This is a genomic window from Rossellomorea sp. LjRoot5 (assembly GCF_964253455.1).
Classification (GTDB): Bacteria; Bacillota; Bacilli; order Bacillales; family Bacillaceae_B; genus Rossellomorea.
In genome coordinates, this window is the sequence record NZ_CAXUQN020000001.1 from 3118280 (window position 1) to 3130897 (window position 12618).

Here is a 12618-nt window from a genome sequence, read left to right on the forward strand (position 1 = left end):
CAGCTTCAATTTCTTTCACCCCCACTTTTCAGTAAGTGCTTCGTTTCTTCTATCAGATCATCCTTCTCTTCTCCCTCCAAAGGTGCAAGAAATCGGTAGATCGACGGATGTTCATACAGCTCTGCCAGGACTTCATTCCACTCTTGCCCTTCCAAGCTTTCAAGGGTTGAAATCACTTCCTGTAGAAAGGGATCCCTTTCCTTTAACCCTCTGGTGCCTGGAGACCGGCGTATGGAGTGAACCCATTTCAATCCCCCATGACTTTCAATATCGGATTGCAGTGCCTCCAGAAGATCACCACTTTCAACCTTCCTCATCATATCTTCAGGGAGCGAATCTACATCGGTTAAGACGATTTCAATCAAGCTATCTTCACTTATGATTTCCATCGCCTGATGGATGCGCTGAAATACCTCACCAAACCGGACTATACCATGCAGGGATACATCACATGTTTCCCATATCAAATCATGGGTGGGAATGAACGTCAGCTCTGTCTGATGCTCACCAAGTACGAGCTCATAGCACCCCTTTGCTCCGGTCTCCTTTCGATGCCTGCCCTGGATATTTCCGGGATAGACGATAAATGGCTCTTCATGCAATATCCGGCGTTGATGAATATGTCCGAGTGCCCAGTAATGGTAATTCTTCTCCAATAATTCATTTATCGTAAAAGGGGCATACGTTTCATGAGAAGAATTCATGCTCCCTTCACTTCCATGCAGGATCCCGATTGTATAACGCTCTGCCGATCCTTTAGGATATTCCCCGATCCTTCTTTCCCGGATATGCCTTGTTCCATAGCTGAACCCCACAATATCAACCAGGGTACCATTCCTTGTGGTAAGCTGTTTCACTTCGGTTTTCTCGTGAAAAATATGTATATTATCCGGCATATCCAGTTCTAATCGACGGCTGCCGAGATGATCATGATTTCCGTGGACGACGTATACTGGAATATCATGTGAATGAAGAATTTGAAATTGTTTCACTAATTTTGCCTGGGCCCTTATGCTTCGGTCTTCTTCATCAAACAGATCCCCACTGAGAATCATAAAGTCGATCCCTCTTTCAATCGCTTCTTTCACCACTTTTTCAAAAGAAGCAAAGGTACTATTATGTATTCGTTCAAATACTTCTGTTGGTAAATGCTTCAGTCCTGTAAACGGACTGTCCAAATGTAAGTCTGCTACATGAAAAAACCGTATGTTCTCCATGAAGTCCCCTCCTTCAACACTACGAATATACGTTCTGCTATTCATTCATTATATCCTAAAACCGGGGAAAATTTCAGTATGTATTCACAATTTATCCGATTCATGAAAAAAAAGGCTGCCAGTTTAAACGTGACAGCCTTCCAATTATTTCTTTGATGTTAAATCGATTGCTTTCTTAATATCTTTATATGAATTGGACTTCCCGTATAATAGCACCCCTCCACGATAGACACGTGCACCGAATACTCCCAGCAGAGTGATGGAGACAAGCAGGACGAGTATCCCGATGACCGGCTCATACACCGGCAGGTTCAGCATCCCGACACGCAGGAACATGACCATCGGAGTGAAGAAGGGGATGTAAGAAGTTACTGTTACAAAGCCCGATTCCGGACTTCCGAGGCCAAACATGGATATAAAGAATCCAATCATGATCAGGAAGGTCATCGGCATGATCATCTGCTGGACATCTTCAATCCTGCTCACAAGTGAACCGAGTAGCGCTGCAAGGGTCGCATACAGAAAATATCCCAGTAAAAAGAAGATGACAGCATAAATGATGACACTGAGTGATAGGGATTCAAATCCGAATCCTTCAAAGAATCCCCCTACCAGCTCATCCTTCTTACGGATCAGGGTAAAATAACCTACACCAAGGATAACGGCTAATTGAGTCAAGCCCACGAGACCGATCCCAATGATTTTGGCAAACATTTGTTTTACCGGTGACACACTTGATATGAGGATTTCCATGACCCTGGAGCTTTTCTCGGTGGCGACCTCCATCGCCGTCATATTGGCATAGGCAATCACTGAGAAATAGATAAAGAACAATAAGACGTAAACAATGCCCCTTGCCTGACTCAGTTCTTCTTCAGACTTCGCCCCCTCAAGCAGTGCTTCTTTCTCAAAATCAACGGGGGCACTTAACAAGGATAGCTCCTCCCCTGACAGATCCAGCTTACCCGCAGCAAGGGACGATTTTACATTTTGCAGGGCTGCCTGCAATTCCCCGGTCACGGCGGACTCTGATAATGAGTTCGATTTATAAAGAGCCTGTGGCAGCCCATCACTGTTTTCACTTATTACCAATAAACCTTTAAAATCTTCTGACTCTATTTTTTTCTCGATTTCCTTTGTGGATTCCGAAGCAGGCTCTAATTGAATCTCACTATTCATAGTCTCCAACTGCTGCAGGAGCGGTTCATATAATTTGCCCGTTTCATCCTGAACCGCTACCCTGCTTCCTTCATCATCTGTGAAACTCGAAATGACGCTGTCGAAATTGGCCAGTAGGACTAGTGCAGCGGCAATGATGATGGTGGATATGATAAAGGACTTGGCTTTCAATTTTGACATATAGGAATGCCCGAGGATCAAGAAGAAATTATTCATAAGATGTTCCCACCTTTTCTATAAATATATCGTTCAGCGAAGGTTCCTCAAGCTCGAATTTACGAAGGAAGCCCTTTTGGACGACATCATGAAATACCCCTTCAGCTGCAGCCTCGGATTCCACCTGAAGCAGGACTCCTTCCGTCGTTTCTTTAAGCTTAGTCACTCCCTGCATTTCCTTTAGGTAGGTAAGGTCAAAATCTGCATGTATCACGACATTCTTCTTTCCAAATGAACGTTTGATTTCCTTCAGTCCGCCATGTACGACGGGACGCCCTTTATGCATGATGCACAAGCTTTCACAAAGCTCCTCCACATGCTCCATCCGATGACTTGAAAACACGATGGTCGTTCCATTCTTCTTGATTTCCCTCACAGCGTCCTTCAACAGCTCCACATTCACGGGATCAAGACCGCTGAATGGTTCATCAAGGATTAATAGTTTCGGCTTATGAATGACCGATGCGATGAATTGAATTTTTTGCTGATTCCCTTTGGAGAGTTCCTCCACTTTTTTATTGAGGTATTGAGGAACATTGAATCGCTCCAGCCAATAATCCAATTCTTTCAGGATCGTCTTCTTTTCCATCCCCCGGAGGCGTGCCAAATAGACGATTTGATCACTTACCTTCATTTTCGGATAAAGTCCTCTTTCTTCCGGGAGATACCCGATTTCCGGACTGGTGGAGTAATCAATCCCCTTGCCGTCCCACGTGATCCTGCCTTCTGTTGCATCCAATAATCCTAACACCATCCGAAAGGTCGTCGTCTTTCCCGCCCCATTCGCTCCAAGGAAACCGAACATTTCACTTGGGGGTATTTCAAGTGACAGTTCATCTACCGCTTTGAAATCCCCAAACCTTTTGGTCACCTGTTGTAATTTCAAACTCATCGTTTGTTTTCCCTCCTGTTGCCCGTAATGAAATCCGGCATTCTTATCTCTCTAGTACTCTACGATTCTATCCATAAAAGGTTTCATTTTCCATTCTTTTTCATTATCAAACTATTTAGACTTCCCAAAAAAATGATAATATGAAAAAATAAAGAAGAACATTATTTCAAGTACAAAGGGGTATTACATAATGAAGGTATATAAACTGACGGTATTTGAGCGTGACGGCAAAAAAATCCTGGACGAATCATTCGAAGCTTCATCTGACAGCGAAGCAAAGAAAATGGGAGAAACCATGCTTGAGGAAAAAGGCTATGCTGAACATACGCATCGCTGTACGTCCCCACTTGGGAAACTCTTGCTGTTTCATGTGTAGGATTACTTCTCGCATTACAGACTTCAATGGCTGTAATGCTTTTTTATTACATGCACAAAAAAGAACCAGCCAAAAAGGCTGATCCCTGTTCTCCATTATTCACCCTTGAATTCAGGTCTTCTCTTTTCCACGAAAGCGCGAATGCCTTCCTGGTGATCGGAGGTTTGACGCATGAGCCACTGACCTTCCTTCTCAAGATCAAGTGCCTGCTGCAATCTTTCTTTGTTCAACTCAACATATACTTCTTTCGTTTTCAGCATTGCTTTCGTCGGCGCACTTAATACCTGTTTGGTATAGCGTTCTATGCCTTCCTCCAGTTTCCCTGAAGGAATGGCTTCATCGACGAGTCCTTTCATGAGGGCTTCCTGTCCTTCAAATACTTTTCCATTCCAGATTAAGCGTTTTGCCTTATGCGTCCCCAGGCGTTCCTGGAGAAGGAAATGACTTCCTCCATCCGGGATCAAAGCGATTCCGATAAAGTTCATGGCGAGCTTACTATCTTCTTCACAAAGGATATAATCCGAAGCCAGAGCGAGGCTCAACCCAAGCCCCGCCGCTGCCCCGTGAATACCTGTCAGGACCACTTTCGGCATGGAATACAAGGTCATCACCAGTTCACTGATCGTATCCATGATCCGTGAAAACTGCTCCTCTCCACTTAATGACAGCATGGACTTAATATCTCCACCTGAGGAAAATCCCTTACCCTCCCCTGTCAGGATCAATAAAGAAATCGATGGATCATTTTTCACTTCCTTCAACGCAGCCAGCAGCTCTTCCATAAGCCGGGCATCCAATGCGTTCAGGGACTGCGGCCGGTTCAAGTGAACCCTCGCCACCTTCCCGTCTTTATGTAATTTAACTGTTTCGTATTGATTTGACACTGTCAAAAAAATCCCTCCCCTTTCTATTAGCATAGCGCAGAATGATTATTTAGAAAAGTACAATAATTCGAAATGGAGATCGGCATAGAGCCGATCTCCCGTCTCATTTAAATTTGTTTCATCTGATCCTGAACCTGATCCCTTAGAGCCCTCTTTAAGAATTTCCCAACAGAGGTTTTCGGGATTTCATCCAGGAACAGTATCTCATCCGGCAGCCACCATTTCGCAAACTGAGGCTTCAGGAATTCCATGATTTCTTTTTTAGTCACATTGCCTTTCCCCGATTCCTTTAAAACGACACAGGCAATCGGACGTTCCTGCCACTCCTCATGGGGCACTGCCACCACAGCAGCTTCGAAGATATGCTCATGGGTCATGAGGGCATTTTCAAGATCTACGGAAGAAATCCATTCCCCACCGGATTTGATCAGATCCTTCGTACGATCGACGATCTTGATATATCCCTCTTCATCAATGGTGACGACATCCCCTGTATACAGCCAGCCATCCCTGAAGGCATCCTCGGTGCGTTCATCTTCATAATACTCAGAAGCAATCCAGGGACCCCTTAAGGCTAGCTCCCCCATCTCGATTCCATCCCATGCCACTTCCCCGTCTTTCCCGACGACCTTCATATCCAAGCCAGGTACGAGGATCCCCTGCTTCGCTTTCAAGTCGAGTTTCTCTTCGGCAGAAAGGTCGTCATGATAGCTTTTGGAGGCGGCGATCACAGCGAGCGGGCTCGTTTCAGTCATGCCATACGCATGCATGAACGGGATGCCGAACTTCTCTTCAAAAGACCGGATCATCCCTTTAGGTGCTGCCGATCCCCCACACAGGACGGAACGAAGGCTTGAGAGATCATACTCATTTTTCTCCAATTCATTGAGTAATCCAAGCCAAATCGTCGGCACCCCTGCGGAAATGGTCACCTTCTCATCCTGCATGAGCCCGGCAAGCAGTCCAGGAGTGAAATATGGTCCCGGCAGAACCTGCTTACTTCCGAACCAGACCGACGCAAACGGGAGTCCCCAGGCATTCACATGGAACATCGGCACCACCGGCAGGGCAACGTCCCTCTCACTGACGCCTGTCGTATCAGCCAGTCCCAATGCCATTGCATGGAGCACGATGCCCCGATGGGAATAGATGACTCCTTTCGGGTTTCCTGTCGTGGCGGACGTGTAACACATTCCCGCAGAAGTATTTTCATCAATGTCGTTGCGGAATTGGAACGATGGATCTCCTTCTTCCAACAATCTTTCATAATGATACACAGGCTCGAGGGTCGTCTCAGGTAACTCTCCATCGGTCATGACGATGAAGGCTTTAACCGTCGGGATCTGGTCCTTGACCTTTTCAATGAGCGAGACGATGTCCGGGTCGATGAGCAATACTTGATCCTTGGCATGATTGATGATGTAAACGATATGTTGGGGCGATAAGCGGATATTGATCGTATGTAGTACAGCTCCACTACATGGGATCGCAAAGTACGCTTCCAGATGACGGTGATGATTCCATGCAAGTGTACCGACTTTGTCTCCTTCTTCAACACCGAGTTTCGACAGGGCGCTTGCCAGCCTCCGCGTTCTCTCACCCCACTGCTTGTATGTGAAGCGGTTGATACCCGACTCTGTCCGGGATACAATTTCTTTCTTAGGAAAATACTTTTCAGCTCGTTCAATCATTTGGGTCAATAGCAGAGGTGTTTGCATCATATTCCATCTCTCCCCTCAAAATAGTAAGCGTTTACAAAAAATGTCTGATTTTCTATGTCTATCTTACTAATTCTCCTTTCATGAGGATTTATCCTTTAAGCACGGATGAAATAATCCAGTAATGAACAAGGAAACGGAAGGCATAATAAAGAAACACGCCGCTATATCTATGCGGCGTGTCCGGTTTATGAAAATAAATCATTCAAGATCTTGATTTTCTTTTCTGTGTACTCTTTGAATCCAAGGTTATAGGCATTCGGTTCTTTTGGATTGGCAAAATGCGTGATCTTTCCGGTTTTCGGATCGATGAATTTGCTTGCCGCCCCGCAGCCGATTCCAATGATGGTCTGGACTTCTTCCATGATCATGATGTTATAGATGCTGTCCTGCTCGGGAAGGGCGTATCCTACATTTTCCAGGTTACCGAGAATGTTCTTCTGACGGTATAAGTAATAAGGTTCATAACCGTGCTCTTTCGTCCAGTTCTCCGCAAGATTCATCATCTTCTCGATTTCAAGCCTGTCTGCCACTTTATACTTGTCCTTGTTCTTTGTCATTTCAGACGCACGCTTAAAGGACAAGGTGTGAACCGTCAACGATTCAGGCATAAGCTTCTCTGTTTCGTCCAATGAATGTTGCAGTTCCGGAAGCTCCTCCCCTGGAAGACCAATGATAAGGTCCATATTGATGTTATTCATTCCCATACCGCGGGATAAATGAAATTTATCAATCGTTTCCTCCACCGTGTGATGCCGCCCGATCGCTTTTAAGGTTTCCTGGGTGTACGATTGGGGATTGATGGAAATCCGGTCGATGTTCCATTTATTGAGCACTTCGAGTTTATCTTCGGATATTGTATCCGGCCTCCCTGCTTCCACCGTAACTTCCCTTACCTTGTCTACATCCGGGAAGGAGCGGTACATCTCTTCATAAAGAGCATCCATTTCTTCGGCTGTAATGGACGTCGGGGTACCCCCGCCATAATAGATGGTCGTAATCTTGATATTATTTTCCTTCATCCAGCGTCCCATTTCCTGGATTTCGTAATGAAGTCCCGCCAGGAAGGAATCTACCCGCCCCTGTTTACCAAGTATCGCATAGGCAGGGAATGTGCAATAGGCACATTTGGTTGGACAAAAGGGAATGCCGATATAAATGCTCACTTCATGCTGAAGATCATAGAGATCCGGTACAACGGATAATTGACGGTCCACGATGTTTTGCATCAGCTGGATCTTTTCATCCGTGATCAGGTATTCTTTTTTTAATTTCTCATGAATCTCTTCTTTGGGCAATCCAAGCTGGGTTTGCTTATGAATGAGTTTCGTAGGGCGGATTCCCGTCAAGATGCCCCACTTCTGCCTGATCCCCGTCAAATCTTGAAGAACATTCAAATACACATGAGAAACAGCCGTTTTCAGCTGTTTGAATCGTTCTTTTTCATTTTCATAGGGTACCCAGTCATGTTCATAGCGTGCAGTGTATGATTGTTCGCTTGAGTTCGTTAATACGGCTTCCGCCTCTATCAAGTCATCTGAAGAAAGTTCTATATGGACTTGAAGATCGGCCTCATCACAATCACCAAAGTGAATGGCAGACTCTTCAAAGAATAAATTCGCTATCAATCGCAGGGGACGCTCGAAACGCTCATCCTCGATTCCTTTTATCAAAACATTCACGTTCTAATCACCTTTCATAAAACTAATAAGCTTTTATAAGTGTACAGAAAGGGGTGGGAATGGTCAATGGTCCGAAACCTCCCTACAAAATAACACCCCGTATCCTTGTTGGAATGACGGGGTGTTCCTTTTAGTTACGATTTTATGATGTTCATTTTTTTCAAGAATGGGATGGGGTGTTGTTTACGGAATAACTCAGTGACAAAGTACGGAATCCCTTTTTCAACCTGACTGCGTGTGATCCAGTCCGCCGCTTCCCGCACTTGACGCGGTGCATCACCCATGGCGACACCGAGGCCCGAGCACTCCATGGAATCGATGTCATCTATCCCGGATCCGACCATCACGATTTGATGCTTCTTCACTCCGAGACGCTCAGACAGGTACATCAATCCCCTGAGCTTTGAAACACCCCTTGGCACTATATCAAGTTTATAGTCAGACGTCGGGATAGCGTCCACTTCTTCATACATGCCTTTTAAGGAAGCGACAACGTCCCACACGTCTTCCTTGTGCTCCATCACAACTGAAATCTTCGGTACCGACATCGGATTCTCCAACAGGTGATCACTTACCCGGTCCACAAACTGTTTGCTGTAAAGTAATTTCGATTCTCTTTGCCACGAGACCTTTGCCATCTCACGTGCCCCGGTACTGGTTTTGCCTACGATGGACCGCTTTTCATGGGACAAGTGTACCTGGCATGAAAAACCTTCAAGGAATTGAGAGATTTCATAGGTAATGTCTTCCGCAATTTTTTTCACATACATCGGTTTTTCAAGCTCGCCTGCGATATAGGCACCGCTGTGTGTAACAATCGGACTTTCAAGCTTCAGGGCTTTGGCTACTTTCTTAGCAGAAGCAAAACTCCGACTTGTAACCAATGTGACCGGAACCCCTTTATCTTGAACGTACTCAATTGCTTCCTTCGTTTCCTTCGCAATTTTTCCGTTTTCATTTACAATCGTGCCATCAATATTCAAAGCCAGCATTCGATAGATCATCATTGGTGTCCCCCTATATGTTGTCTACTCCCTTTCTCTACTTTTATGAAGGAGGAGAGACAAATATGCCAAGGAGTGGGATAGGAATGATGACTATTTCTTGGGAATGAAGAGATAGAGTGCTCGGCAGCTAAGAATCAGGTGTTGAAACTGGGGATAAGTGAAAATATTTCTTTTATTGGGACGTTTGGAGAATCTATATGACATTCGCGGGACGATGATTGCGTCATTTATGGGCTTGATTGCGTCATTTTCTCATTTATTGCGTCATTTTTTCTATAATTGCGTCACTCTCGACCGGAATTGCGTCATTTTACAATAAATGTAAATACTTTCAATATACCAAAGACAATCAATCAGCTCTACCAACAAAAAAAGACCGACTCCCATCAGGAAGCCGGACCCTACTCATCAGTATTATTGTTGCATGGAACCGTAAAGTTCTTCAAGCGGCTTCATGATGACTTTGTTTAAGTCATTGATCACCATGCTCATGCGTTGCTCAGCTTCCATAAGCTTCGCGATTTTTTCATGTTGCTGTACAAGTTGAGCTGTTTTTTGAGCCTGCTCCACTTCTTCCTGGGAGATTTCTTCACCGCTCATTTGTTTTTGTTGAAGAGTCATTTGGATGTTTCTGAAGTTTTCAAACATCTTGCTAGCAGATTCGTCATTGTTTACTTCATCATACATTTTCTTCAGTTGCAGGAATTCATCGCTCTGACGCAATGCGCTTTCCAGTTCGTTCGCTTGATCGTATAAGTTAATAGCCAAAATACGTACCTCCTAAAATTTCATTCTTCCTCACTATAACAAACAATGGGGTTGATTTCTAGGCAGGACCCTTATCAGGCGATGAAAAGAGCGATGATTCCCTGAATGATCCCGATCACGCCGCCGAGCAAAGCTCCGAGATAGGTGATCATTTTGAATTCACGCCGTGAAATGCCGAGGACGAGTTCTTCCAACCTGCCAACAGAGAAGGATTCTACCTGCTCCTGGACGATATGCTGAAGGTGCATCTTCTCCATGAGGTTCGGAATCTTCTTGGATAATAGGTCCGTCCCTCTATCCACCCATTTCGGCAGCTGTTTGTCGAAGAAGGATTGCTTATGCGGTTCGAGCCAAGACCTGAGCGGCTTCTTGAGGTGACCGTCGATGTTGACGAGTTTGACCAGTGATGTTTGGACGGTTTGGATGAGGTCCTCTTCCGGCAATCTGTCGATGAACTCTTCCAGTTGCATTTGTTTCAGCTTCGACCACTCTTTCGACAGTAGGTTAAAGAGGATCTCCTGTGTACCTTCATGCTTGATGAACTTGACGATTTCCGGCTGCACTTTATCCGCAACCGACGTATTACCAAGGAACATACCCAGCATGTTGCCGAGCATACCGCGTTCTTTCAGGAAATCGTCGATCATGATCTTCACTTTCATTTTTCCTTCCGGGCTAGTGAAATACGTTTCCGCCCTGTTTGCAATGAAGTCGACTAGCTTCGGAATACTTTCTGAAACCTTTTCCTGCCACCTCTCAGGAAGTGCCTCTTCCAGTTTCATAGATGTATAGGACATTTTTGTATCCTTGATCTTTACTGCGATCCAGTCCTCAAGCCATTCATTGAGTCGATCAGAGGAAACGGGGATTTGGAGGGTATCGAGCCATTCATTCACCGTTTTGTCGGATGTGAATACCGGCTGCAATTCTTCGGATAGCCAAAGGGTCACATCTTTTTGGAAGTCCTCATTCATCACTTTTTTCTGAAGACTTTCAGGGGTGATTAAGTGGTCCACCACCATCTTTCCGAGCTGTTCCGCCAGTTCCTCCCGGCGTTTCGGGATCAGTCCCGGTGTGAATGGGACTTTGTATTTTCCGATATAGTATGTCCGATAAGGCCTGAATAACATTTTTATTGCGAGTGAATTGGTGACTCCCCCAATAAGGGCCCCAACGATTACCATGAATAATACAAGGATGAAAGCATCCAGCATGAGTGCACCTTCCTTTTCTACTTCTCTTGTTTGAACATTTTGCCTATGTTTACATAGAATGCTATATCAACATTAGCCCAATAAATTATTATAAAGTCAATCTAACGGGTTATGCAAACGGGGAATGCCGGATGAAGTTAAAATGTTCATTTATTTCGCGTCATACAAAAGACCATCATCATTTATATATTCCAGGAAAATGGATGGACCGCTTCCCTTTTCAACGACATATGACGTTAAAATGTGGCAGCTCCCTTCTTGACGTTACATGCATGGAAACAAAAACGGATTCTTTACAGATTATGTTGGATACATCCGATTCATTATTCGCATCCATCCCGCCATTGCAAAATATATGGATCTCCATCGATACCAGAAATACCATGATTCATATGGGACCGGTTGTGGCTCTCTTACTCAATCAATCTTCGCTTGAGACCATCCATTCGCACTCTTTAAATGAATATTTTACAGAGTGTCAGGAATGGTTTCAACGAAAAGGTGGATTTTTCTACCTGCTTCCCCTTTCCTCCTTCGTCGGGAATAAAGGGGAAGGTCTTTATTATAACGGGAACGATTGGGAAACCGGTCCTCTACCTGATCCCCATGTCTTATACAATCGATGTCACTCACGAAAAACAGAGCGGTCACCTTCCTTTCAAAAGGCTCTTGGCCGCTCACTGGACGGGGGCATCCAGGTTTTCAATTCCGGTTTTTTGTCCAAAGATCAGGTCTACAATGCATTAAAAGACAGCCCCGTCCTCTCTACACACCTGCCCGAAACCGTAAAGGGACTACATTCCTTGGAGAAGTTGCTTACCTTATATCACGATGTTTTCATCAAAGGGATAAATGGGAGCAAAGGACGCTACATCATGCGGATCAAAAAAAGAGACGGTGGATATCACATGCAGCAGAATTCATTTTCGCCTGAGAATCCTCTCACCTTCCCGACTTACACTGCTCTTTACAACCAGCTTAAGGCCTGGTGCAATAGCTCTTATCTGGTTCAGGAGACAATCCCCTTTCTTACAGTCGAAGGGCTGCCTTTGGACTTTCGATTTCTTTGTCATCAGAATCGCGATGAAGACTGGGAGGTGGTTTCATCGGTTGCAAGAATTGCTTCTCAAGATCAATTCGTGGCAAATGTCGACCAGGGCGGCCGTATCGAAAAGCCCCTCATGGTCTTGCAAACTATTTTTTCTCCCAAAGAGAGCATGGCTATCATGAAAGAGATGAAAGAATTATGTATACATGCTTCAACGCTTCTTGCCGATAGCCTTGAAGGTCATTTCGCAGAGCTTGGCATCGATATCGGCATTGATAAGGCGGGAAAACCATGGGTAATCGAAATTAATTCCAAGCCTTCTAAACGGACCTACTTAGAGAACGACAGGATTCGTCCTTCGGTTAAAGCACTTTATGAATATAGTTTGGCCAACTGGACTAATAAGGAGGAATAATA

The 12618-nt window shown here is 44.8% G+C and carries 11 protein-coding genes; 2 read left to right on the forward strand and 9 right to left on the reverse strand.

Annotation, left to right across the window (positions count from 1 at the left end; all coding sequences use genetic code 11):
• Positions 1 to 5: 5 nt before the first annotated feature.
• The 3 genes from ACSQ2E_RS15905 to ACSQ2E_RS15915 all read right to left on the reverse strand — a co-directional run bounded on the left by ACSQ2E_RS15905 (position 6) and on the right by ACSQ2E_RS15915 (position 3504).
• Positions 6 to 1217, reverse strand: coding sequence for a metallophosphoesterase family protein (locus tag ACSQ2E_RS15905; protein ID WP_435992073.1), 1212 nt, complete (start codon positions 1215 to 1217; stop codon positions 6 to 8).
• A 144-nt stretch (positions 1218 to 1361) separates the two neighbouring features.
• Complete coding sequence (locus ACSQ2E_RS15910; protein ID WP_435992075.1) at positions 1362 to 2612, reverse strand: ABC transporter permease; 1251 nt, start codon at positions 2610 to 2612, stop codon at positions 1362 to 1364.
• Complete coding sequence (locus ACSQ2E_RS15915; protein WP_435992077.1) at positions 2605 to 3504, reverse strand: ABC transporter ATP-binding protein; 900 nt, start codon at positions 3502 to 3504, stop codon at positions 2605 to 2607. Before ACSQ2E_RS15915 ends, ACSQ2E_RS15910 begins: the two co-directional genes overlap by 8 nt.
• Positions 3505 to 3694: 190 nt before the next feature.
• Here ACSQ2E_RS15915 and ACSQ2E_RS15920 point away from each other — a divergent pair, with 190 nt between their 5' ends.
• Positions 3695 to 3880, forward strand: a complete 186-nt coding sequence (locus tag ACSQ2E_RS15920; RefSeq protein ID WP_336198856.1) for a YhzD family protein — start codon at positions 3695 to 3697, stop codon at positions 3878 to 3880.
• Positions 3881 to 3975: 95 nt separating this feature from the next.
• Here the strand turns inward: ACSQ2E_RS15920 and ACSQ2E_RS15925 are convergent, their stop codons facing one another.
• The 6 genes from ACSQ2E_RS15925 to ACSQ2E_RS15950 all read right to left on the reverse strand — a co-directional run bounded on the left by ACSQ2E_RS15925 (position 3976) and on the right by ACSQ2E_RS15950 (position 11153).
• Positions 3976 to 4770, reverse strand: a complete 795-nt coding sequence (locus tag ACSQ2E_RS15925; RefSeq protein ID WP_435992079.1) for an enoyl-CoA hydratase — start codon at positions 4768 to 4770, stop codon at positions 3976 to 3978.
• Positions 4771 to 4871: 101 nt separating this feature from the next.
• The gene (locus ACSQ2E_RS15930; protein ID WP_435992081.1) at positions 4872 to 6485 is read right to left on the reverse strand and encodes a long-chain fatty acid--CoA ligase; all 1614 of its coding nucleotides are present in this window, start codon (positions 6483 to 6485) and stop codon (positions 4872 to 4874) included.
• 185 nt (positions 6486 to 6670) lie between these two features.
• Positions 6671 to 8164 carry a coproporphyrinogen III oxidase gene (locus ACSQ2E_RS15935; RefSeq protein WP_435992083.1) on the reverse strand — a complete coding sequence of 498 codons (1494 nt, stop codon included), beginning with the start codon at positions 8162 to 8164 and terminating at the stop codon, positions 6671 to 6673.
• 134 nt (positions 8165 to 8298) lie between these two features.
• Positions 8299 to 9171, reverse strand: coding sequence for a Cof-type HAD-IIB family hydrolase (locus ACSQ2E_RS15940; RefSeq protein ID WP_435992085.1), 873 nt, complete (start codon positions 9169 to 9171; stop codon positions 8299 to 8301).
• A 414-nt stretch (positions 9172 to 9585) separates the two neighbouring features.
• The gene (locus tag ACSQ2E_RS15945) at positions 9586 to 9939 is read right to left on the reverse strand and encodes a YlbF family regulator (protein ID WP_435992087.1); all 354 of its coding nucleotides are present in this window, start codon (positions 9937 to 9939) and stop codon (positions 9586 to 9588) included.
• A gap of 74 nt (positions 9940 to 10013) precedes the next feature.
• The gene (locus ACSQ2E_RS15950) at positions 10014 to 11153 is read right to left on the reverse strand and encodes a DUF445 domain-containing protein (RefSeq protein ID WP_435992089.1); all 1140 of its coding nucleotides are present in this window, start codon (positions 11151 to 11153) and stop codon (positions 10014 to 10016) included.
• 131 nt (positions 11154 to 11284) lie between these two features.
• On the opposite strand from ACSQ2E_RS15950, the gene ACSQ2E_RS15955 reads away from it, so the two are divergent.
• Complete coding sequence (locus tag ACSQ2E_RS15955; RefSeq protein WP_435992091.1) at positions 11285 to 12616, forward strand: YheC/YheD family protein; 1332 nt, start codon at positions 11285 to 11287, stop codon at positions 12614 to 12616.
• Positions 12617 to 12618: the final 2 nt, after the last annotated feature.